At 72.0% G+C, this 23,522-nt stretch carries 16 protein-coding genes; 9 read left to right on the forward strand and 7 right to left on the reverse strand.

What is annotated here, in order from left to right; all coding sequences use genetic code 11:
- Positions 1-74 precede the first annotated feature (74 nt).
- A complete protein-coding gene (locus AC6CKD_RS17070) occupies positions 75-3,809 on the reverse strand; it encodes a S8 family serine peptidase (protein ID WP_498328279.1) in 3,735 nt (1,244 codons plus the stop codon).
- A 199-nt stretch (positions 3,810-4,008) separates the two neighbouring features.
- Positions 4,009-4,842, reverse strand: a complete 834-nt coding sequence (locus AC6CKD_RS17075; RefSeq protein ID WP_498328281.1) for a DUF1206 domain-containing protein — start codon at positions 4,840-4,842, stop codon at positions 4,009-4,011.
- Between the two features lie 230 nt (positions 4,843-5,072).
- On the opposite strand from AC6CKD_RS17075, the gene AC6CKD_RS17080 reads away from it, so the two are divergent.
- The gene (locus AC6CKD_RS17080) at positions 5,073-6,176 is read left to right on the forward strand and encodes an AI-2E family transporter (protein WP_498328283.1); all 1,104 of its coding nucleotides are present in this window, start codon (positions 5,073-5,075) and stop codon (positions 6,174-6,176) included.
- A 767-nt stretch (positions 6,177-6,943) separates the two neighbouring features.
- Here AC6CKD_RS17080 and AC6CKD_RS17085 read toward each other — a convergent pair.
- From AC6CKD_RS17085 to AC6CKD_RS17095, 3 genes are all read right to left on the reverse strand, one after another.
- Positions 6,944-8,308 (reverse strand): DUF5685 family protein, encoded by a 1,365-nt coding sequence (locus tag AC6CKD_RS17085; protein WP_498328285.1) that lies wholly within the window; start codon positions 8,306-8,308, stop codon positions 6,944-6,946.
- Positions 8,309-8,539: 231 nt separating this feature from the next.
- On the reverse strand, positions 8,540-9,844 hold the full coding sequence (locus AC6CKD_RS17090) for a PucR-like N-terminal domain-containing protein (protein ID WP_498328286.1): 1,305 nt from the start codon (positions 9,842-9,844) through the stop codon (positions 8,540-8,542).
- Positions 9,845-9,874: 30 nt separating this feature from the next.
- A complete protein-coding gene (locus AC6CKD_RS17095; RefSeq protein WP_498328287.1) occupies positions 9,875-10,021 on the reverse strand; it encodes a hypothetical protein in 147 nt (48 codons plus the stop codon).
- 260 nt (positions 10,022-10,281) lie between these two features.
- On the opposite strand from AC6CKD_RS17095, the gene pgfA reads away from it, so the two are divergent.
- From pgfA to AC6CKD_RS17130, 7 genes are all read left to right on the forward strand, one after another.
- Positions 10,282-11,277, forward strand: coding sequence for a cell envelope lipid trafficking protein PgfA (gene pgfA / locus AC6CKD_RS17100; RefSeq protein WP_498328289.1), 996 nt, complete (start codon positions 10,282-10,284; stop codon positions 11,275-11,277).
- Positions 11,278-11,549: 272 nt separating this feature from the next.
- The gene (locus tag AC6CKD_RS17105; protein WP_498328603.1) at positions 11,550-12,737 is read left to right on the forward strand and encodes a glycosyltransferase family 4 protein; all 1,188 of its coding nucleotides are present in this window, start codon (positions 11,550-11,552) and stop codon (positions 12,735-12,737) included.
- The gene (locus AC6CKD_RS17110; protein WP_498328291.1) at positions 12,734-13,465 is read left to right on the forward strand and encodes a class I SAM-dependent methyltransferase; all 732 of its coding nucleotides are present in this window, start codon (positions 12,734-12,736) and stop codon (positions 13,463-13,465) included. Before AC6CKD_RS17105 ends, AC6CKD_RS17110 begins: the two co-directional genes overlap by 4 nt.
- Complete coding sequence (locus AC6CKD_RS17115) at positions 13,462-17,568, forward strand: alpha-(1->3)-arabinofuranosyltransferase domain-containing protein (RefSeq protein WP_498328292.1); 4,107 nt, start codon at positions 13,462-13,464, stop codon at positions 17,566-17,568. Before AC6CKD_RS17110 ends, AC6CKD_RS17115 begins: the two co-directional genes overlap by 4 nt.
- A 71-nt stretch (positions 17,569-17,639) precedes the next feature.
- Positions 17,640-18,914 carry a condensation protein gene (locus tag AC6CKD_RS17120; RefSeq protein ID WP_498328294.1) on the forward strand — a complete coding sequence of 425 codons (1,275 nt, stop codon included), beginning with the start codon at positions 17,640-17,642 and terminating at the stop codon, positions 18,912-18,914.
- Positions 18,911-19,846 (forward strand): hypothetical protein, encoded by a 936-nt coding sequence (locus AC6CKD_RS17125; protein WP_498328296.1) that lies wholly within the window; start codon positions 18,911-18,913, stop codon positions 19,844-19,846. The genes AC6CKD_RS17120 and AC6CKD_RS17125 overlap by 4 nt, the downstream gene beginning before the upstream one ends.
- On the forward strand, positions 19,830-20,069 hold the full coding sequence (locus AC6CKD_RS17130) for a Trm112 family protein (RefSeq protein WP_498328298.1): 240 nt from the start codon (positions 19,830-19,832) through the stop codon (positions 20,067-20,069). Before AC6CKD_RS17125 ends, AC6CKD_RS17130 begins: the two co-directional genes overlap by 17 nt.
- A 21-nt stretch (positions 20,070-20,090) precedes the next feature.
- Here the strand turns inward: AC6CKD_RS17130 and AC6CKD_RS17135 are convergent, their stop codons facing one another.
- Together AC6CKD_RS17135 and AC6CKD_RS17140 are read right to left on the reverse strand one after the other, a co-directional pair.
- A complete protein-coding gene (locus AC6CKD_RS17135; protein WP_498328300.1) occupies positions 20,091-21,209 on the reverse strand; it encodes a fatty acid desaturase family protein in 1,119 nt (372 codons plus the stop codon).
- A 7-nt stretch (positions 21,210-21,216) separates the two neighbouring features.
- On the reverse strand, positions 21,217-22,272 hold the full coding sequence (locus tag AC6CKD_RS17140) for a ferredoxin reductase (RefSeq protein WP_498328302.1): 1,056 nt from the start codon (positions 22,270-22,272) through the stop codon (positions 21,217-21,219).
- Between the two features lie 87 nt (positions 22,273-22,359).
- Between AC6CKD_RS17140 and AC6CKD_RS17145 the strand changes: the two genes are divergently transcribed.
- Positions 22,360-23,499: a PucR family transcriptional regulator gene (locus AC6CKD_RS17145; protein WP_498328304.1), complete on the forward strand. Its 1,140-nt coding sequence runs from the start codon at positions 22,360-22,362 to the stop codon at positions 23,497-23,499.
- The last annotated feature ends 23 nt before the right edge of the window (positions 23,500-23,522 follow it).

Genomic DNA, 23,522 nt, shown 5'->3' on the forward strand with positions numbered 1-23,522 from the left:
AATAGTCCCTGGTGGGAGCAGGTGCGAGGGGAAGGGCCCCGGGGAGTCGCCTCCCCGGGGCCCGACGTTAAGGTTCATCGCAGGCCGTACGCCCGGATGATCTCGTTCTTGACGCCGAACCCGGCGTCCGTCCCGGCGCTCGCACGGACCGAGACGAAGCCGCCGGGCTTCTCGGCCGTCCTGAACGAACCCTTCCAGTAGCCGTCGGCGTCCTTGGCCAGGCTCACCTTCCGCCACGTGGCGCCGTCGTCGTAGGAGACGTCCAGTTTCACCGTGGTGATGGTGCCGGGGACCGCCGAGAGGTTCAGGGACACCGGCTTGAGCGCGATCTGCTGGGTCGCATTGGCCTTGACGTCGCCGTGCAGGTCCGTCTCCAGCTTGTAGTCCAGGTTCAGCGCCGAGAACGGCTCGAAGCGGTCCGACTCGACGGTGTCCGACATGAACGTCCACTCGGTGTGGGTGCGCGTCGACAGCCGGAAGACGTCACCGGGCCGCTCCACGTCGAGGACGGTGCGGTAGGGCAGGTTGCCCGCCGGTACCTCCACCCACTGCATGTCTCCGCTGAGCGGGTTGTCGTGGATCAGCGTGTCGCCCTGGAACACCTGCAGGTGGGACGGTGTCTCACCCCACGGCAGGTAGCCGCCCAGCCGCATGGTGTCGCTGGCGGAGGCCCACGCCTGCACGTTCCAGGTCATGTAGTTTCCCCAGCGGGAGTTGTACACGCCGAAGGACTCGCTCTGGGCGGGCCGGGTCGCCGGAGCGAACCAGTCCAGCCGGGTGGCGCTGCCCTTGGCGTACGTGTTGTCGCCGGACACCATCGTCCACGGCAGCGCGCCGTCGACGCCCTGCGCGTGGAACTCGCGCCAGACCTGGCCCGGGGTCACCCACTCGGTGCGGGTGCCCGGGTGCCACTCGGTGTCGGGGAAGTTGAACGACGGGTCGAGGGTGAAGTCGGAGCGGTAGCCCTCCGCCAGCCGGTCGCCCGCGGCCCCGTAGTAGCGCGCGTCGATCCGGGCGAGGTCGGCCTTGGCCGGCTTGTAGACCAGGGCCCGGTCCGGCACCCGGCCGGGGTAGTCCCGGGTCAGGTCGTAGACGAAGGGCGTGTACTCGGTCTGCCGTGCGGTCAGCACGAGGTTGCCGGCCCGGGCCATCGCGATGAGGGTCCTGCCCGCGTCACGGTGTACGGAGGCGACCGGGACGGCCGACTCCCCGACGTACTCCAGCAGCGCGCCGACCCCGTCGTTGACCACGATCAGCGCCTTCGCGCCGGCCGCGGCCGCGGCCTCGGCGCGCTCCTGCGGCGAGAGCGCGTCACTGCGCTCGACGACGACGACCTTGCCCTTGGCCTTGGCCTTTCCGTACTCGGCGACCGTGCCGCTGCCCGCGTAGACGGCGTTCAGCGTGTCCGTGGCGGTGCCCAGGGCGCTGCCCGCCTGCACCGTGGTCTCGAAGCGGATCCGGTCGCCCGGCGTGCTCAGAGCGAGCAGCGGCTCGCCCTTGCGCCAGCGGGTGACCAGCATGAAGTCACCCTGCTTCATCGCCTCGGTCGGCGCGACGTACACGTCGTCGTACGACGGCGGCAGCACGTACGCGCTGCGGTAGTCCATGAAGGCGTCGAAGCCCTTGTAGTGAACGTTGAAGTCGACCTTGCGCTGGCGGTCCTCGGTGCGCTGTGGCGCTTCCGTCCGCAGCAGGCGGGCCATGCTCGCGTCGAGCACCACGTCGGCGGAGCCGTCCTTCAGGATGGTCTCCGGGTCGACCAGCACGGCCAGACCGGAGCGGTCCCCCTGCTCACCGGCCACGTCGAGGTACGCCGCGACGGTGTACTGGCCCGGCGCCATGCGCAGGGTGGTCGAGCCGTCGACGTGGACCGACCACGGCCAGTTGTCGCCGGCCAGGTTGATCCCGACCATGCCGGCGGCGGGCTTGCCGTCCCGGCCGACCAGCTTGATGTTCAGGTCGTAGCGCTCTTCTTCCTTGACGAACGCCACGGAGGTGCGGGCCACCGCCTTCCCCGTGGCGGCGTCGGCGGCGACGACGTAGCCGACGTGCCGGCCGGCCGGGGCGTTGCGCGGGTCACCGGTCACCGGGACGGTGGCGGCGCCGCCCGCCGGGACGGTCACGGTGGGGGCACCCAGTGTGAACGGGCCGCCGTCGTTGGTGAGGGTCAGGTTCAGGGTGATGTCGGCGGCACCGGAGTTGGTGTAGGTCAGGTTCTTGGTGACGGCGCCGTCGCTCGGCTCGTGCGGCCACGTGTGGTCGCCGAAGAAGAGCGATCCGGTGCCGCGGACCGTAGTGCGCACGGCGGCGGCCACGTCGAGACGGCCGGCGCCGACCTCGTACGGCGAGTACCCGCCGTCCAGGCCCTTCGCGGTGCTCATCAGGTGTTCCTTGAGCTGCGCGCCGGTCCAGTCCGGGTGCTGCTGTGCCAGGATCGCCGCCGCGCCGGCGACGTGCGGGGTGGCCATCGAGGTGCCGCTGATGGTCCGGTAGAGGCCCTGGCCGCCGTCGGTCATCTCCTGCGAGCGGGCCGCGGTGATGTCCACGCCGGGCGCGGCGATGTCCGGCTTCATGCCGCCGGAGTGGGCGAGCGGGCCGGTGCTGGAGAACGACGCGAGCCGGTCCTGCTTGTCCGTGGCGGCCACGGTCAGCGCGGAGGCGGCCGCGCCCGGGGCGGAGATGCTCTCCGGGCCCGAGTTGCCGGCTGCGATGACGAACAGCGTGCCGTGCTGCGCGGACAGCGCGTCGACCATCTGCGACATCGGGTCGCTGCCGTCGGTCGGGTAGGAGTTGCCGAGGCTCATGTTGACGACGTCCGCACCGGATTCGGCGGCCCACTGCATGCCGGCCATGACCCAGGAGTCCTGGCCGGCCCCCTCCGGGCCGCCGAGCACCTTGCCGACGAACAGGTCGGCGTCGGGGGCGACGCCCTTGTCGGCGCCCCCGGAGGCTGCGCCCGAACCGACGATCGTGCCGGCCACGTGCGTGCCGTGCCCGTTGACGTCGTTCACGCCCTCACCCGGCACGAAGCTGGTCGTGCCGTCGATCAGGTCCGCGAAGTCGGGGTGGTTGACGTCGATGCCGGTGTCGAGCACCGCGACCTTGGTTCCCTTGCCGGTGTACCCGTCCGCCCATGCCCCGGGCCCGCCGATGAGCGGCACGCTCTCCTTCAGGCTGGCCTTGACCCGTCCGTCGAGCCACAGCTTCGCCACACCCGCGCCCAGCGTCGTGCCGCCGCGCGGCGCGATGTCGGTCCAGAAGGTGCGGGCCTGCCGCTTCTCGGTGCTGAGGGCGGCACCGCGTATGTCCTTGAGCTCGCGGCCCAACGTGCTGCCCCGGGGGGCCGTCGGCGGTGCGGCCGAGCGGGGCTTCGGCGCGGTGTACGTCGCGATCAGCGGCACCGCGGCCGACTTCGCGTCGTCGTAGCCCATGTCGATCAGGTCGGTGACGTTGAACAGCCGCCGGTCCAGCTTGTCCGTGCCCAGGAGCGGCGCCGCCTCGTCCGGGATGACGAACAGGTCGCCCGCGATCTCCTGGATCTTCACGCCGCCGACGGCACTGTCCGGCCGGTCGATGTCGGCGGTCTGCTTGCCGTCGGCCATCGTGGTGACGGTGACGACGTCGCCGGTGACCAGGGTGACCTTGTGGGTCGCCGAGGACCGGGCGGGAACGGGGGGCTTGTTCGGAGCGGCTTGTGCGGGTGATTGCGCAGCGGCGAGTCCGGATGCCAGCAGCGGTACCGCGGTGGCGGCCGAGACCAGCTGCCAGCGCCTGCGGCGGAGGGCTGAAGAGAGCGAGGGGAAGAACATGCCATGGGTCTATCGGCCCGATGGCGGCGACGTGAATGCCCGACGGGGGCAAGTCTTTGCCATGGCACAGGTTCGACAAGGGCGAAGCGCGCACATCGGGTCGAAGCCGCCCGTGTCGCCCGGCAGGATCGAGCCCCGGGCACGGGTGCTGTGTCCGGGCAGCACGGTCCACGCCGCCTACGCCGGCCCGCCGACGTGCTCAGACCCGGCGCCAACAGGCCATGGCCCAGGAGAACAACCCGAACAGCACGAGCCCGGCGGCGACCACCATGAGCAGCCACGGGCCCGCAGGGGTCTGGGTGAACGCGCGGAGCGTTCCGTCGACGCCCTTCATCTTCGCCGGGTCGTAGCTCAGGGCGGCGTACACGGCGAAGGCGCCGGCCGCGGCGAAGACAGCACCGCGCGCCACACCGCCCACCACCCCGAGGATCTCGACCGCCGTGCGGACCCCCTCGGGCTGTCGGCCCATCGCGAGGTGCTTGCGGAAGGTCCGCCGGGCCGCCTGTACGGCGATCGCGACACCGCCGATGGCGATCCCCACGCCCACGGCCCCCACCCACCACGGACCACCGGGCACATCGAGCACCCGGGCCGTCACATCACGCGACTGCTCGTCGCCGGACTGGCCGCCCCCACCGGTGCCCGCGGCGAAGGAAAGCACGGAGAACGCGACGATTCCGTAGAACACGGCCCTGGCCATCGCGGCCAGCCTCTTGCCGGGCTTGTTCCCGTCGGGGCCGGCCGCACCCAGAGCCGCCTCCGACAGCCGCCACAGCGTCATGCAGACCAGGCCGATGCCGACGGCCCATACGAGGGCACCACCGAAGGGCTTCTCCGCGAGCTCCTGTAGCGCGCCCGTCCGGTCCGCTTTCCCGCCGCCACTCACGCCGAAGGCGACGCGCACCGCGAGTACTCCGACGAGCACGTAGAGCAGCCCCCGCGTCACCAGGCCGCACCGGGCCAGTACCCCGCGCGCCTTGCCGCCGCTCGAGGCGGTCTCCACACCCTCGTGTACCGCTCCACCAGCCGTCATGCCCCGCGAATACCCTGCATTCCCCGCTCCATGCCCGGCCCGACGGGGGCCGCGGGCGCCGTGCGTGCGCGGTCCGGAACTGCCCGGACCCCGGGGCCGGTCGCTCGTGGAGACCAGCGAAGCCGGGGGGCCCGCGCGGGAGTTGCCGGGCCCGGACGGGTCTCACCTTCGTGAGCCGTACCCATCGGGGCCGCGGCCGTCGGCGTCCGAGCGTTCCATAGGGTGGGCCCATGTCTGACACGCTGAGTTCGAGAAAGACCGCGTCCGCGCTACGGACGTCCGCGCGGGTCTCCGCCGAGTTGCTCCTGGTCCTCGTCATGACGACCGTGACGTTGTGGCTCCTGGGCCGGATGTGGTCGGTGGTCTGGCCGCTGGTCGTCGCCCTGTTGCTCACCACGCTGACGTGGCCCCTGGTCGCGTTCCTGCGCCGGCGCGGGTGGCCTCCCGCCGTGGCCGCGTCCTCGGTGACCGTACTCTTCCTCGTGGTCGCCTCAGGTGTCGTGGCGCTGATCGCCGTGCCGGTGGCGTCGCAGGCCGGCGAGCTGGGCGACGGCGTGGTCAAAGGGATCCAACAGCTGCGCGGGTGGGCTGCCGGGCCGCCGCTGAACATTGGCGACGCCCAGATCACGGCGGCGTTCAACACGGCGGTCGACCGGGTCCAGAACAGCGTCGGCACCACCGTCTCGACGGTCGTCACCGGCGTGAGCACCATCTTCAGCGGTCTGGTCACGGCCGTCCTGGCGCTCTTCCTGATGTTCTTCTTCCTCAAGGACGGCCCGCGGTTCCTGCCTTGGCTCACCCGGCAACTCCCCGGCCGACTCGCCACCGACGTCCCCGTGGTCGCCGAGCGCGGCTGGGAAACCCTCGGTTCGTTCGTGCGCTCGCAGGCGTTCGTCGGTCTGCTCGACGCCGTCTTCATCGGGCTGGGGCTGTGGATCGTCGGTGTTCCCCTGGTGCTGCCACTGGCGGTACTGACCTTCGTGTCCGCGTTCGTGCCCATCGTGGGTGCCTTGTTCGCCGGCCTGGTCGCGGTGCTCATCGCGCTGGTCTCGAACGGTGTGACGGACGCGCTGATCGTGCTGGTGATCATCATCGTGGTGCAGCAGCTGGAGGGCAACGTCTTCCAACCGATGATCCAGAGTCGCGGTCTCGGGCTCCACGCGGCGGTGGTCCTGTTGGCGGTGACGCTGGGGGGCAGCCTGGCCGGAGTCGTCGGCAGCCTGCTGGCGGTTCCGGCCGCGGCGCTGATCGCGATCGTGTGGAGGTACCTGCGCGAGCAGCTCGTCGAGCCCGCGGCCGACCCGGGAGCTGGCACGCGACCCGGCACGGGCTGAACGGCGCCCGTGGATCCGTACGACCGGCGTCCGCCAGTACACACCGGCGTCCGGCGTGTACTGCGGGCCGTCTCCCGTGCAGCGCCCCCGACGTGCCGCGACGTTGAAGGTCCTGCATGCCACCCGTCCTCCGGCACGGGCAGTCTGCGGGACCTCGCGCTGTGGGCACTGACCGGCACGGACCTCAGCCAAGGTCTTTTCCGTATGTTCCTCCAGCAATCGATCTGCGCTACAGCCACGAATGGGCGTGAGTGGGGGAACGACTCCATCCTTGGGAGAAACAGGGCGGCCGGCGCTTCCCTCTCGCACCATCGCCTCGGCGGCGATCGGGGGCCCTGCGGTGGAGCAGCCGAAGCAAGGCCCACCTCCTGAAGGAGGACTCATGAGCAGCCAGAACGTTCGCCCCAGCGCGGCCCTCGCGGCTTTGCGAGACGGAACTCCCGCGCTGTCCCCTGGTGGTCGCCATGCCTCTCCGGCGCCGTGTGGGTCGGACCCGCCGACCCACACCGGCTGGACCGTGACGGCGACGGCATCGGCTGCGACAGCAAATGACCCCGACGGAATCACCACGGAGCCGGACGCTGGGCCTGCGAGGACCGGGCCGCGCGCAGGGCGTCACCGTGCTCGAAGACCGTTCCGGGCATGCAGTGAGACCCCGTCGAGGGGGGGATTCGACGGGGTCTCACTCAGACAGTAGCTCCTTGGCCCCCGGATCTGGGCGAGAGGACGCTTCTGCGTGTTGGATGGGTCGAACACCGGCCGGTGCTTCAGTCGCAGCAGTCGCAGCAGCACTTGCACGGGTTGCAGCAGCCACCGCCCCCGCAGGGGCCGTCACCCGAGCCACCGCCGGAGCCACCGGATCCATGACCGCCGCCCGAACCGCCGGACGGGCCACCCGCGTTGCCTCCGCCTTGGCCGCCGAACCAGCCGTCACCCCCGGAACCGCCCCTGTCGGAACCATCCCGGCTCGAACCGCCGTTGCGGTTGCCCTCGCCGAACTGCCAGGGCTCTCCGTCATCGACGGAGCAGCGGCAGCAGCTGGAGCACGACCTGCAATCGGCGCACAACTGGCGCCACTCGCGACACCGCTGACACTGCCCCTCCGGCGGCCGGCCCGACGCCATCGACGCGCCCTCGAGGCCCGCGCCCGCAAGCGCCCCGACACCGCACGCCGCGCCGGTACCCGTCTCCGAGGGCGCTTCCGTCGCCGTACGGCGTCCCAGCCAGGGCAGCACGCGCAGGCCCCGCGCCTGGGGGCGGCGCCGATGGTGACGATGCGCAGGGTCGAAGACGCGGTCGACGGCACGCTCCAACTCGACCCCCAGAAGGGCCCGTACCAGCCGTCCGTCGACGAACACGGCATCGGACAGGGCGAGTCGGATGCCGTGGACGGCGTCGTCGCAGAGGCGGCGCACCTCGGCGAGGTCCGCGCCGGTCACGGCGATCGGATTCCACGCACCCGACGCCTCGTCTGCGGCCAGGTCCTCCACCGCGTCCAGCAGGTGCGCCAGCCGACCGAACAGACGGCCTGCTTCCGCGAGCTGTTCGGCGTTGCCCGGGCGATCCGTGAGCACCGCGGTGTACGCGAAGGCGGCTGCGGTCGCCGTCTCCGTGGGCTCCGTGACCGTCAGCAGCGAGCCACCGGGGCCGGTCGACCGCTCGACCTCCGGCTGGCGCTCGACCGCCCCCATCAGCACGGCGGTGTCGAAACCGAGCCGTTCGCCGCCCGCGGCGCCCGCACGGTTCCAGCCGTGGGCGATCCGGCGGGCCGCCAGCGCCACCGGGCGGCGCCCCACCAGGCCGTCGCCGTCGGCCACGTGGTCACGCATCTTCGCCGCGGCCAGTACCAGCGACACCGTCGCCGCCAGCCGCGCACCCTCACCCTGCGCCACGTCCGCCGACCGCATCCCGCGCAGCGGGCACGGACCGGCACCCCGCCGCCAGTCCCCGGTACGCTCCGACTGCGCTTCGGTCAGCACCGAGACGATCAGGCCGTCGTAGTTGGTGGCCACCCTCGCGAACTGTCCGTACTCGCTGCGCAAAGCGAGGCACAGCCCGCACAGATGCGCCATCCACTCGGTACGCAAGCCCTCGCCCAGGCGATGACGGCATGGCCTGATGATTCCGAACACCGAAGTTCTCCCCCGTAGGAACAGCTGTCCGGACGCATCCAGTCGGACGGATCACGGACGCAAGACCGCACATGAGCCACGACGGCGTGGCGTCAACCGCACGTGACATCAGCACGCGGCCGACATCCTAGAGGGTTCCTTCCGAGGGGTGTCTGCGGAGTACGACAGCGCCGCGCCACCCGCATCTCGGCATGGCGGGCTCCCCCGGCGGCGGCTACCAGCCCTGTCGGCCTACGCGGCTCCCGCTTGATGGCCCGTCATCAGATCGCGCGACGGCCCGGCCGGCGAGAGCGGCGACTTCAGCTTCCGGGCGCGGAGCACCAGCTCCAGGGCGAAGCGCTGATCGTGGTCGTCCAGCGCGTCGCCCCACAGTTCCCTGAGCTGGCGCATCCGGTAGCGGACGGTCTGGGGGTGGACGCCGATCCGCGCCGCCACCTCCGCCGCGCCGCCCCGGGTCTGGAGCCAGGCCAGCAGCGTTTCCGCGAGCCGGTCCGCCTGCCCGGGCCGGCAGGCAGCCAGGGGTGCGAGGCAGTCGGCGGCCAGGTCGTCGATCAGTTCGGCGGGGGGCAGCAGGAGCAGTGCCGTGGTGTGCTCGGTGCAGTCGAGCACACCACGGGACGGCAGGGCCCCGGCCGCGATGAGGCCGACCGCCGTCTGCGCCCAGTGCAACGAGCGAGCCGCCTGGGCCAGCGGTACGGTCGGCCCCAGCGCGCCGCTCCACCCCGGGAGCGCCTGGCGCAGCGCGTCGGCCCGGCCGGCCTGGGCGGAGACCGGGACGACCAGCCGGGGCTGCTCGCTCTCCCAGTCGAGCAGGATGCCGGCGCCGAGGGCCGGCGGCAGGAGCACGTTCTCGTTGCGGCTGAGAACGGCGATCGCGACCGTTTCCGGGAGCCGCCAGCCGATGTTGGCGGCGTACTGGGCCGTCGCCTCGAGGTCGGCCGGCTGGTCCGACAGCAGCAGCCCGATCAGGCGGCACTGGCGGCGGAGCCGTTCGCCGGCGGCCAGGGACTCGTTGCTGAGCTGGTCCCGGGCCGCCTCGCCGACGAGGGCTTCGATGTAGTCGAAGCCGGCCTCGGCCAGCTCGTACATCGCGGCGGACGGGATCCCCACTCCGTCCGCGATCTCGGTGAGCCGGCGCCAGGACACCCGGGCTCCGAAGCGGTAGACCGCGCGCATGAAGTCGAGCGCCGGCCCGGGCAGGGTCTCGCACCGGTCGAGGGAGGCGGCGACCTCGCGGAAGCGTGCGGCGCCGTCCCCCGATATCTTCGGGCCGCCGGCAGCCCGGACGCTCTCGATGAAGGGGCCGAGGGCCAGTCTGATCCGGGTGAGGACCCCCGAGACGCCGTCGTCGTCGAAGATCTCCACGACCTGCGGGAACTGGGCGTGGATCTGCCGCATCACCTCGACCGAGAGCGTGGGGATCTCCGTGGAGGCGAGGCGGATGAACCGCTCGGTATCGGCGGCGCTGACGGTGCTCCACAGGGAGACCGACCGCAGTGCGGCGGCAGCCGGAGCAAATTCGGTTCGTACGCTCATGCGGGCAGCCTCCCTGAAGATGCGCCGGGATCAGCCGGTGAAGGATACGAGCGGCACGGCGGGCCGGTCGGGAGCGGCGGTCGTGAGAGCGACCAGGCCGAGGACGGCGGCGATGGCGAGGAATGCCCCCGTCGCGGCGGTGAGCATGACGGCGAGAACGGGGCGTCGGGTACGCATGGCTGCGGATTGTCCCTTCCGTAGGCCCCGAGCGAGCGGGGCGAAACGACAGGCGACACCATTCGCACCGGCCCGGTCCCGTGCCCGCACAGTTTTGCCCTGACGTTGACAATCCGTCAAGGGGGGACCTACGGTTCCGCGCTCAGGGGATGTACACGGGGCCTGCCTCACGATCGGCAGCCGTTGGGGACCTTTCGTCGCACCACCGCTTTCACCGCCACACGGTCTGCGTCCATCCCATCCCCTTACGGAGCGTAATCATGCCCGTGCCCACAGGTCAGATCCTCGACCACCCCGCCGGGGAACTCCCCGAGCCGACCCCGGAGCCCCGCCGCCTGTCCCGCACCGGCCTGGTGCTGACCGCCGTCGCGGCCTTCCTCCTCGTACTGGCGCCGCTCCTGCACTGGTACGCACTGCCGAACCTGCGCAAGACCCCGATCGACACCAACACCACCACCGTCTTCACCGGCAGCGGCACCGTCTTCGACACCAAGGCCGTCGCCGTGAGCCCGGTCCAGGACCTGACGCTCACCCGGCGGGTGGTGGGCAACGTCGCGCTCAGCGGACCGACCCGCGCGGTGATGGACATCTCCACGCAGATCGACACCGCCGCCACGCTCGGGCTCCACGACCCGCGGAAGTCCGTCCAGTGGACGGTGGAACGCTGGGTGACCGACCGCAGCACCAACCTGCCGCTGCACTCGCACGGCGAGAGCCCCGTCTTCTCCGGCGAGGCGTACCTGAAGTTCCCGTTCGGCCTGGCCAAGCGCCCGTACGCCTATTGGGACTCCACGCTGGGCGGCACGGTCACCCTCGACTTCCAGGGCACCACGACCGTGAACGGCCGGACCGGCTACCGCTACGGCACCGTGCTCGGCGCGACCAAGGTCGGGACCCAGCAGGTCCCCGGCAAACTGCTCGGACTGGCCGACCGCAGTCAGGTCGTCGCTGACCGGTACTACGCGAACGGCGGGTTCAGCGTGACCGTGGACCCGGTCACCGGCACGGTGATGGACGCCCGTACGCAGCCACTGGTGACCCTGCGGACCTCGGCGGACGGCCCCGACCTGCTGGCGCTTCTGCGGGCGGATCTCACCATGACGCCGGAGAGCCGGGACGGCCAGGTGCGGACCGCTCAGACCGCCGCCCGCAAGCTCGGACTGGTGGGCACCACCGCGCCCGTCGCGGCCGTCACCGCGGGCCTCGTGTGCCTGCTGGCGGCCGGCGTGCTGCTGCGCCGTCGCGCCTCGCAGTGACACACGTCGCTCGCCGGAGTGACAGACGCAACATGCATTCCCTTTGAACCCGACCGGAATTTATCACTTTGGTGAGTAGTACCGGGCGGTAGCAACAGCCCACACTGGCGGCGCGCGCCATCCGCGCGCCGCCAGCCGCACATCCCCCGGTCCCTCCCGTGCGACTGCCCCACCGGTCACCCCCCGGTCCCCTGAGCCGTACCCCTCCCTGCCCACCCCTGCCCTCACTGCCTTGAGCACCGCACCTCCCAGGAGCTCCCATGGCACATCAGATGTCCCCACACCAGCCTCCGGCCGTCAGGGCCGTGCGACCGTCGCAAGAGGTCCCGCGCCGGATCACCGTCCTCGCTTGGCGCGACCTGGCCAATCCCGCCGCCGGTGGTTCGGAACTGCTCGTCGACCGGCTGTCCTCCGGACTGGCCGATCGCGGGCACGAGGTCACCCTGCTCTGCGGGGGCCCGGAACCGTCCGTCGACCGCAACTACCGCGTGGTCTCCTCCGGCGGCACGTACGACCATTTCCTCCGTACCCCGGGCGCGTTCGGCCGCAGCGTCGGCGAGACCGACCTGCTGGTCGAGGTCTGCAACGGCGTCCCGTACCTGGCGCCGCTGTGGCACCGGGGACCGGTGATGTGCCTCGTCAACCACGTGCACACCGATCTCTGGGACCAGCGCCTGCCCGGACCGGTCGCCCGGGCCGGCCGGATGCTGGAGCACCGGGCACTGACCCGGACCCACCGCCGCAGCCTCATGGTCGCGGTGTCCCCGTCCACCGCCGAGGCGATGGCGCGGATCGGCGTACCGGCCGACCGCATCCATCTCGTTCCCAATGGGGTCGAGGCCCCCGCGCCGCTGCTCCCCGAATCCGACGAACCGCTGTTCACCGCCGTGGGCAGACTGGTGGAGTACAAGCGGATAGACCTGCTGCTGCGCCTGTGGGAGCGGGTCCGTCCGATCACCGGCGGCAAGCTCGTCATCGTCGGCGACGGCCCCGAGCGGGCCCGTCTGGAGGCGCAGGCGGGGCCCGACGTGGTCTTCGCCGGGCGCGTCGACGAAGCCGAGAAGCACCGGCTGCTCTGCCGGAGCTGGCTGCTGCTGCACCCCTCCTCACTGGAGGGATGGGGCCTGGTGGTCACAGAGGCCGCCATCCGCGGCACGCCCGCGGTGGGCTTCGAGATTCCGGGCCTGCGGGACTCCGTCGTCCACGGTCGCACCGGCCTGCTCGCGCGGGCCGAGAGCGGATTCGCTGCGGCCTGGTGCGCGCTGGCCCTGTCCGCCGAACGCCGCGCCGCGATGGGTTCGGCGGCCCGCCGCCACGCGGAGCAGTTCACCTGGGAGCACAGCGTCGACCGCTTCCAGGCCGCTGCCGCCGAGGCCGTGGCCCTGCATTCCTCCGCGCGGGCCGGGTCCGGACACATGGTGGCCGGGCCCCCGGCCCCGACCGCGGCGGAGCGCTCGTGAAAGATCCCTCTCTGCGACGCTCCCTCGCACTGTTCCGCGCCTTCCGTAGCGAGCAGAGCGACCCGGAGACGTTCTACTCGTTGCTGGCCGAGGACGCCGCCGACCAGGTCGAGCGGTACACACCCCTGGCCGGGGCGGTGGTGGCCGACGTCGGCGGCGCCGCCGGCCACTTCACCGAGGCGTTCCGGGCCCGCGGCGCGCACGCCTTCCTCTTCGAACCGGACCTTGCCGAGCTGCACTCGCGCGGCGGACTCACACCCGACCACGCGGTCGTCGCGGACGGGTACTGGCTACCGCTCAGCGACGGCGCCGCCGACGTCTGCTTCTCCTCCAACGTGCTGGAGCACGTGCCGGACCCGGAGACCTTCATCAGCGAGATGGTGAGGGTCACCCGCCCCGGCGGCCTGGTGTACGTCTCGTACACCAACTGGTTCTCACCCTGGGGTGGCCACGAGACCTCGCCCTGGCACCTGCTCGGCGCCGACCGGGCCCGGCGCCGCTACCAGCGGCGCACAGGGCACAGTGCCAAGCACACCCTCGGCGAAAACCTCTACCGAGTGCACATCGGCCCGGTGCTGCGTCACGTACGCGGGCGCGGCGATGTCGAGATCCTTTCCGCACGATCACGCTACTGGCCCTTCCTGGCCGAGACCCTCGTCCGTATTCCAGGCCTGCGCGAGATCGCGTCCTGGAATCTTCTCCTGGTGATGCGGAGAACCTCCGAATGAGCGCCCCCACTGTGCAGCTACCCGCCGCGCCGCCCTCGAGGCCGCGCCCCGAGCCGCGTACCGGCCGCCGCTGGCTCGCCGTCTTCTGGCTGCTGGTCCTGTCCGCCTTCCTGGCCGCCGCGCCCGGGCGGATCGCCTTCGACACCAAACTCGCCGTCGCGCTCGACCCGGTGGGCTTCCTCGGCGCGCTCGGAACGCTCTGGCAGAGCGAGGGCAGCTTCGGCGGGCTGTCCAACCAGTACGTCGGCTACGCCTTCCCGATGCTGCCGTACTACCTGATCACCGACATGCTCCAGCTGCCGGTCTGGCTGGCGGAGCGGCTGTGGCTGTCGCTGGTGGTGACCGCCGCCTTCTGGGGGGCTCTGCGGCTCGCCGAACGCCTCGGGTACGGCTCGCGGCCGAGCCGGCTGCTCGGCGCGGCCTGCTACGCCCTGTGGCCGGTGTTCACCATCGTGGTGGGCTCCACCTCCGCCGCCGCGCTGCCCGGCGCGGTCCTGCCCTGGGTCCTGCTGCCGCTCACCCGCTTCGTCTCGGCGCGCGCCGCCGCACTCCGCTCCGCACTGGTCATCCCGCTGATGGGCGGCGTCAACGCGACCTCGGTCGCGGCCTCACTGCTTCCGGTCGGGCTCTACCTGCTCAGCCGGCCCGGCGGCCGCCGCAAGTGGCGCCTGATCGCCTGGTGGGTGCCCGGCGTGCTGCTCGCCACCGCCTGGTGGACCGTGCCGCTGGTCCTGCTCAACTCCTACGGCGCCGACTTCCTGCGCTACATCGAGCAGGCGTCCACCACCACGGCCACCATGTCCGCAACCGAGCTGCTGCGCGGGGCCGGGAACTGGGTGGCGTACCTGCACTTCGGCTCGGCCTGGCTGCCTGCCGGCTGGGACGTCGCGGCGAACGTGCTGGTGATCGCCTGCTCCGCGCTCGCAGCGGCGCTCGGCCTGGCCGGGCTCGCCCGCCGCGACCTGCCCGAGCGGCGCTGGCTGCTGCTGGTCGTCGGCACGGTCGCGCTGCTCACCCTCGCGGGGTACGGCGGCTCCCTCGGGGCGCCCTTCCACAGCTCGGTGCAGCAGCTGCTCGACGGTGCGCTGGCGCCGCTGCGCAACATCTACAAGTTCCAGACGGGCCTCGCGCTGGCGCTGGCCCTGGGCCTGACGCACCTGTGCGGCCGGCCACTGCCCCGGGTGGCCGCCCGACCGCGGCTGGTCCCGGCGCTGGTCGCCCTCGCCGTACTGCCCGGCCTCGCGCTCCCCTACCTGAACGGCAACATCGTCCAGCCGGGCTCCTTCAAGGCGCTGCCCTCGCAGTGGAAGCAGACCGCCGCGTACCTGAGCGCAAAGGCATCCGACAGCCGGGCCCTGGTGGTCCCCGCCGACGCGCACGGCCTCTACACCTGGGGCTCGACCATCGACGAGCCGCTCGACGTGCTGGCGGACTCGCCATGGGCGCAGTACAACTTCGTGCCCTTCGGCCAGGCCGGCGAGCGACGCTACCTGGAGGCGATCCAGGAGGCTCTGGCGACCGGCACCCGGGTGCCGGGGCTCGGCGCCTTCCTGGAGCGGTCCGGCGTGCACCACCTGGTGGTCCGCAACGACCTCGACCCCGCGCAGGCCGGCTACATCCCGCCGCAGACGGTGCGCGCCACCCTGCTGGCCTCCGGCTACGAGCGGGTGACCGGCTTCGGCTCTCCCGTGACCTCCGGACAGCTCCCGCCCGACACCCCGGTCCAGGTCCAGGGCCTGTACCGGCAATACGACGCGGTGGAGATCTTCGCCCCCACCGACGGTGGCGCCGCACCCGGCCGGGTCACCACCCGCCCGGTCGCCGACACCGCGGTGGTCAGCGGCGGTCCCGAGTCGCTGCTCCAGCTCTCCGCGAGCGGTACGGTGACGGACCGTCCGGTGATCCTCTCCGGTGACCCCCTGCCGGCCGGCGCCGGCGCCGCGCTGCGGGCCTCCGCCGACGGGCAGCGCCGGGGCGACACGCTCTTCGGCTTGGTCGACGGCAACAACTCGTACACCTACACGGCCAGGGAGACCAACCCGGCGGACGCCGGCCAGGACCCCGGTGGCGCACCGAGGCAGATCCTGCCCTCGGGCCCGGCCGGTTCCCCAGCCAAGCAGACCACCTCGGTGATCGAAGGCGCCAAGTCCGTCACCGCCTCCTCCTACGGATCGTGGCTGTTCGCCCTGCCGCAGTACGACCCGGTCGGGGCCTTCGACGGGAACTCCGGCACGGCGTGGGCGGAGGGCAGCAGCGCGGACCCGGTGGGTCAGTGGCTGCGGATCGACTTCAACGGGTCGATGGAACTCCCCGCCACCCTCGAGGTCACTCCGCTGGCCGGGGGTTCGCTGCGGCCCACCATCACCAAGGTGCGGATCACCACGGACCGTGGCTCGAAGGTGAGCGTGCTTCAGCCGCAGGCCGTCGCGCAGGCCGCCAACGCCCCGGCGGGGCCCGCCGCTTGGGTCAAGATCACCATCGAGGGCGCCGTCACCGCCACCTCCGGCGTAGGCGGGGCCGGGTTCTCGGAGATCTCGATCCCCGGCGTCAAGGCCACCCGTGTGCTGTCCCTCCCGGCCGCTACGGCCGACACCTACTCGCTGCACCGCACCCTCGACCTCGGCGGCTCCCAGTCGGGCACCGTCGAGACCGGGCTCAACCGTCAACTCACCACCGATGCAGGGGTCTTCACGGTCACCGGTAGCGCCGTCGCCCTCCCCGGCCCGGCTCTGGACGCCCTGTTGGACCAGGTCGCCCCCGGACGGGCCACCGGGAAGGTCGGCGCCGAGGCCGACTCCACCACCTCCGGCAGCCCGCGCAATCTGCTCGACGGCGACCTCACCACCGCCTGGATCGCGGGCGGCAAGCCCACCGTCCGCCTCGCCTGGCAGGGCAGCCGCAGCATCGACCAGCTGGTGCTCGGTGCCGCCGGGGGTCTCTCCTCACGGCCGACCCAAGTACAGCTCAGCACTCCGACCGACGCCGTGAGCGCGGGGGTGGACTCCAACGGCCTGGTCCGGTTCGCCCCGCTGACTACCGACCAGCTGACGATCACGGTCACCGCGACCGCCCCCGTCCTCGTCCACAACCCGCTCGCCGGGCAGAGCCTCCAGCTGCCCGCGGGCCTGAGCGAGGTGCACGTCCCGGCCCTGGCCGACCTGATGATCCGCCGGGAGTCCCCGGACACCCAGGGCGCCGGCTTCACTCTGCCCTGCGGCAAGGGCCCGGTCGTCACCGTGGACGGAGTCGCCCACCAAACCTCCGTGTCCGGCACGGTCGCGTCCCTGCTCAACCGGCACCCGGTCACCGTGAACCTGTGCCCGGCCACGGAGCCCACCCTGACGCTCGGCCGGGGCGAGCACCGGGTGTCCTCCTCCGACGACGGCGCACTGGCCGTCACCGACCTCACCCTCTCGGCCCGTGCCGCGGGCCCGGCCGCCGATCCCGGCTCGCGGCGGACGGTGGACGTCTCGTCCTGGTCCGGGGACGAGCGCAGCGTGCGCATCGGCGCGGGCGACGCCTCCTACCTCCAGGTGCACGAGAACGCCAACTCCGGCTGGCGCGCGACCCTGAACGGCAAGCCACTGCAGTCCGTCCGGCTCGACGGCTGGCAGCAGGGCTACGTGGTCCCGGCGGGCGCCGGCGGAACCGTACTTCTCTCCTATGCCCCCGCCACCACGTACGACCTCGGGCTCGTCCTCGGCGGCCTCGCCCTGCTGGTGCTCGCCGGCATGGTCGTGGTGCCGGGGCTGCGGCGTCGTAGCAGCCGGCCCGACATCCCCGGCGCGCAGGACTGGGACGCGGCCGACGCGCCCCGGTGGCTGCTGGGCACGGTCTTCCCGCTGCTGGTCCTCGGCGTCGTCGGCGGTCCGCTCGCACTGCTGGCGCTGCCGCTGGTACTGATCGCGTTCCGGTGGCCGAACCTGCTGCCGTACGTCGCCGGGGCGGCCATGGGCGGCGCCGGCCTGCTGGCGGTCCTCGCGCCCCCGACCGGGGCGTTCGCCCCGACCGCCCAGGTTCTCGCGCTGCTGGCAGTCGCCGCCGCGCTGATCACGGCGGGCGGCCAGGCCATTGCGCCCAGGCACCGGGCCGAGGCTCCGTGACCCGCCCGTCCTTCGCCGCCCCTGCCGCCCGGACCCCGTCCGGGCGGCAGGGGCGCGTCCCCTTCCCCCCGATGGACGAGTACTCACGCCACCTGCTCCAGGAGCACCTGGACGCGGACACCGTCCACGTGGAGGCGCACCTCCCCGGCACCGTCGACGTCGAGCGGCTCCGGGCCGCCTTCACCCGGACCCTGGCCGGCCACCCGACGCTCCACGTACGGCAGTCCGACTCCCGCTGGTGGCACCGTCGTTACTACTGGGAGCCGGCGCCGGTCCGCCCCACCGCCGTGGCCGCCACCGCCGACCTGGACACCACCCGCCACCGTGCCCTCACCGAGCCGCCCCCACTGGCGGCCGGCCCACCACTCCGGCTGGAGACCGCACCCGCACCCGGCGGCGGCACCGCCCTGCTCCTGACGGCGGCGCACACCCTCGCGGACGCCGGCACCTGTCTTCGGCTGCTCTGCGACCTCGCCGACCACTACTCCGGCACCCCGGGCGGGGGGTGCTCGGCCGGTGCGGCAGGGGAACGCTCCGCCGGTACGGCCGGGCAGCGCTCCGCCGGTGCGGCCGACGCCTCCGCCGCGGCCGCCGGCCGGGGCGACCGCCCCGTGCGCATCGCGCCCGCCGCAAGCCCCGCTCCGGGCACCGGTGTCCACCTCAGCGTGCTCCCGCTCCCCCGGACCGGTGCCAACAGCCCCCGCCCCCGGCCCCGCCCGACCGTCAACGACCTGCTCTTGACAGCGGTTCAGCTGACCCTGGCCGAATGGAACCACCGGCACGACCACCCCACCGGCCCGATCCACCTGTCGATGCCGATCGACGACCGCCCGTACGGGCCACTCGCCCCCGGCGCCCCCATGGGCAATCACAACCACCTGGCAACCATCCGGGCCGGTACACCCTCCCTCGAGGCCGGTGCCGCCGCGCTGCTGGGCCGAATCAGCGCGCAGACCCGCGCCGCCAAGGCCGCCCCCGTCACCAGCGGCGGTCTCGTCGCCGGCCTGGTCAGCACTCCCTGGCTGCCCGTAGGCGCCAAGGCCCCGCTGACCCGGGCGCTCCGCCGCGCCGCCGCACCCTGGACGTCCACCGCCCTGGTCAGCAACCTCGGCCGGGTCACCCATCCGCTCGATTTCGGCCCCGCCGGCCGGCCCGACGCACTGTGGTTCTCGGCACCCGTACGGATGCCCCGCGGACTCTCCGTCAGCGCCCTCACCCTCGACGGCCGCCTCCACCTCGCCGTCCGCCACTGCCACCAACTGCTCGACCGACCCGCCGCCGCCGAGCTCGCCCGGCGCTGCGCCGAGAACCTCGACGCACTGGCGCGGGAAGGACGAGGCCGATGATCCTCGGCGTCGCGGTCGCCCTGCTCGCCAACGCCCTCTACAGCGCGGGCTTCGTCCTCGAGAAGCGCGCACTGGCCGCCCTCCCCGTGCTGGACCCGCGCCGCCCGCTGCACCTGGTCCGGGCGCTGGCCTCCAGCCCCGGCTGGCTGCTGGGCTTCACCGTGCTGGGCCTGGGCTTCGGCGCCCAGCTGAAGGTCTACCAACTGCTGCCGATCGCCGCCGCCCAGGGGGTGTTCCTCTCCGGGACCGTGCTCCTGATCGCCCTCTCCGCCGTCGCACTGGGCGAGCGGCCGGGCCGCCGGGAACTCCTCGCCACCGGCGTCATCCTGCTCGCCCTGCTCGCCGTCATCGGCTCGCTCGGCGACGGCGGCGCCGACGGCAACCGGGTGGGAGCGGCGGCAGCCGTCCTGCCCCTGCTCGCCGTCTGCCTCCCCTGCCTCACCTTCGGACTCTTGCTGTTCCTCGCCTCGCTGCGCCGAGCCGGCCGCCGGCACCGCCGCAGCAGCTCCGGCGTACCGTACGGCGTCGCCCTCGGGCTGCTGTACGGGGTGAGCTCACTCGCCATCAAGGGCACCTCGGCCGTGCTCGCCGACCGATCGGTGACAGCAGCCCTGCCCGAGCTCCTGCGCGGACCCCACCCCTGGCTACTCGTCGCCACCGGAGCAGCCGGGCTCGCCCTGTCCCAGACCGCGCTCCAGCGCTACCGCGCCTCCGTGATCGTCCCGGTCACCACGACCGTGTCCAGCATCTTCACCGTCATCGCGGGCACCGTGGTCTTCGACGAAGACCTCCCCACCGACCCGCTCCGGCTGGCGCTGCGACTCGGCGGCTCCGCACTCGCCGTCCTCGTCCTGCTCACCCTCCCGCGCCACGACGAACCGTCACCCGCACCGACCCGCCAAGGAGAACCCCGCCGTGCAACAACCCACTGAGCCCGACCCCCGCTTCCTCCGCCTCCTCGCCTGCCCCGTGGACAAAGGCCCGCTCGTCCACGTTCCCGAAGACGAACTCCTCTACAACCCCCGCCTACGGCGCAGCTACCCGATCCGCGACAACCTCCCCTACCTGCGCCCGCTCGACGCCCTCACCCTCGACGGCGTCCGGCACCAGGAGCTCCTCTCCAGAATCGAGAATCGCGTGCCTCCCGCCCGATGAGTCCGAACCCGGTACCGGGGATCAGGCCGCGACGAGCTCCTGCTCGCGGTCCGGCGTCTTGACCTTGGGCTTCTTGTTCGGCAGCGAGAGCCGGAAGACCTTGTGCCACGCGGAGAACACCTGCTTGGGCAGCGGCCCGGTGACGTACTCCAGCTCGTACTTTTCGAACAGCGCGCGCACCTTCACCGCGACCTCGGCGTAGCGGTTGCTCGGCAGGTCCGGGAACAGGTGGTGCTCGATCTGGTGCGACAGGTTGCCGGTCATGAAGTGCATGGCCTTGCTGCCGCTGATGTTCGCCGAGCCCATCATCTGGCGCAGGTACCACTGGCCGCGCGTCTCGCCCTTGATCGACCGGCGCTCGAAGACCTGTACGCCCTCGGGGAAGTGCCCGCACATGATCACCGAGTGGGTCCAGATGTTGCGGACCAGGTTCGCGGTGAACGTGGCGGCGAGCGTGGGGAGGAACGACGGGCCCGACAGCAGCGGGTGGATCACGTAGTCCTTGAGCACCTGCTTGCGGATCTTGCGGCCCACGGCCTTGGCCCGCGCGCGGAACTCCGGGTTCTTGCGGCGGCGCTTGCTCAGGTTCCTGCCGAGCTCCAGGTCGTACGCCGCGATGCCGTACTCGAAGAAGCAGGCGTTGAGGAAGTTCCACAGCGGCTGGCCGAGGTGGAACGGGTGCCACCTCTGGTCCTCGTCGACGCGCATGATGCCGTAGCCGAGGTCGTTGTCCTTGCCGATCACGTTGGTGTACGTGTGGTGCAGTTCGTTGTGCGAGTGCTTCCACTGCTCGGACGGCGAGACGTGGTCCCACTCCCAGGTGGTGGAGTGGATCTTCGGGTCCCGCATCCAGTCCCACTGGCCGTGCAGGATGTTGTGGCCGATCTCCATGTTGTCCATGATCTTCGCCACGGACAGCCCGGCGGTGCCGAGCAGCCACGCGGGCGGGAAGATCGAGAACAGCAGCACGCCCCTGCTGACCAGCTCGAGCTTGCGCTGCGCCGAGATGACCTTGCGGATGTAGGCGGCGTCCTTCTCGCCGCGGTCGGCGATCACCTCGTCGCGGATCGCGTCGAGCTCGCGGCCCAGCTCCTCGATCTGCTCCGCGGTGAGGTGGGCGGTGGGGTCGATGGCGGTCAAGGTGCTCCTACCGTTCGATGTCGCAGGGGCCCGCCGCGGCGGACACACAGGTCTGGATGAGGACGCCCGGCTCGGCCTCGGTGATCTCGCCGGTGCGCAGGTCGCGGACGGCGCCCGCCTTGAGCGGCGTGACACAGCCGAAGCAGATGCCCATGCGGCACCCGGAGGGCATGAGCACGCCGGCCTCCTCACCGATGTCCAGCAGCGGCGTGGCGCCGTCCGCGTCGACAGTCTTGCCGGTGACGCTGAACGTAACCTCGCCGCCGTCGCCGGCGACGACGATGCCGGGGCGAAAGCGTTCGGTGTGCAGGCGCTCCTGGACGCCGTGCCCGGTCCAGTGCTCTTCGGCGGCGTCAAGCAGGCCCGCGGGGCCGCAAGCCCAGGTCTCGCGCTCGGCCCAGTCGGGCACGAGTTCGGCGAGGCGGGCGATGTCGAGCATGCCGTCCGTGTCGGTGTGCAGCTCGGTGAGACGCAGCTTCCTGTCCGCGACCAGGTCGTGCAGCTCGTCGCGGAAGATCACGTCGTGCGGCCGTGGCGCGGAGTGGACCATGACGACGTCGTCGAAATCGGAGTCGCGCAGCATGCCCATCACGGGCGTGATGCCGCTGCCGGCCGTCAGGTAGAGCACCTTGGCGGGCTTGACCCGTGGCATCACGAAGTCACCGGTCGGCTGGTCGAGCTGGATCAGCGTGCCCGGTTTCGCATGGCGGACCAGGTGGTTGCTGACCTTGCCGTCCGGGATCGCCTTCACGGTGATCGTGACGCGGCCGTCCTGGCGGTTCGTCGGCGAGGTGAGGGAGTAGGCGCGCCACAGGCGCACCCCGTCGACGTCGACCCCGATCCGCACGTACTGCCCGGCCGTGTGGCCGCGCCAGCCCCGTCCCGGCCTGATCACGAGGGTCGCGGCGTCACCCGTCTCGGGGTGCACGGCCTCGATGCGCCCACGCAGGTCGGCGCCCGCACGCAGGGGGCTGACCAGGTCGAGGTAGTCCGACGGCAGCAGCGGCGTCGTGACCATCTCCAGCAGTTTCCACGCCCTACTGCGGAGGGCTGTACTCGTCATGACTCCAGCTTGATGCGCCGCAGGGCGTAAAGTCCTGTCCGCAGGATGTAAATCTGGTCGGCGTAATTGTTCGCAAGGAACAAAAACATGAGCCATGCAATCCGGAGGGCCACCGAGCTGACCCTGGATGAGACGACGGTCACAGCACTTCGGGCCGCGCTGAAGACCACCGCCGACGAGGTCGTCCAGGCGATCATCGACGAGGTCCCGTCCTACGCCAACGCCCTGTCGGGCCGCATGGGAGGCACCATCCGCCGAGCCGTCCACACCGCCCTGGGGCACTACCTGGACCTCGCGAGCGGGAACGCCGCGGGCGGCGACGGCGATGACGCCGCTTACGAGCTGGGCCGCGGCGAAGTGCGCGACGGCCGTTCGATGGACGCCCTGCTCAGCGCCTACCGCGTCGGCGCCCGTGTGGCCTGGCGATGCCTGGCAGCGGGTGCCGTACCCGCAGGTCTGCCCGCCGCCGAGGTCGCCAAGTTCGCCGAGCTGACCTTCGCCTACATCGACGGGCTCTCGGCCGCGAGCGCCGCGGGCCACGCCGACGAACTGGCCGCCCGGGGCAGGGCCCACGAGCGCCACCTGGAACACCTGGCCCGCGACCTCGTCGCCGGCGCGAGCACGGACGTGCTGCTCGCCTCTGTTCAACGGGCCGGGTGGCAGCCTCCGGTTTCACTGACCGCGATCCTGCTGCCCGCCGCCCAGGCCCGGCCTGCCTACCGCGCGCTCGACCCGAGCACCCTCGTCCTCGACGACCTGCCGGATGCCACCGGTGTCCTTCTCGTCCCCGACGCCGACCGATCACATCTCTTGCGGCAGCTGACCGACCGCACCGCCGTGGTCGGCCCGGCCCGGCCGTGGACTCGTGCGTCCGCCTCGTACGCACGAGCCGTACGCGCGCGCTCCCTCTCCGCTGATATTCGCGACACCGAGGAGCACCTGCCCGAGCTGGTGCTGAGCGCTGACGCGGACGCGTTCGCAGACCTGCGTGCCCGAGCCCTCGCACCGCTGCGGACCTTGCCCGTCGCGACCGCACGGCGGCTGGAGGAGACGTTGCGGGCGTGGCTGCTGCACCAGGGCAGGCGGGACGAGGTGGCGGCGGCGCTGTTCGTCCATCCCCAGACGGTCCGGTACCGGATGGCGCAGCTGCGGGAGCTGTTTCCGGATCTCGCATCGCCCCAGCGGGTCCTCGAACTGACGCTGGCCGTCGGTCTTCGGGCCGGCTGATTTCATGGCGAAGACCTCCGGTG

The sequence above is a fragment of the Streptomyces sp. GQ60 genome, assembly GCF_059758875.1.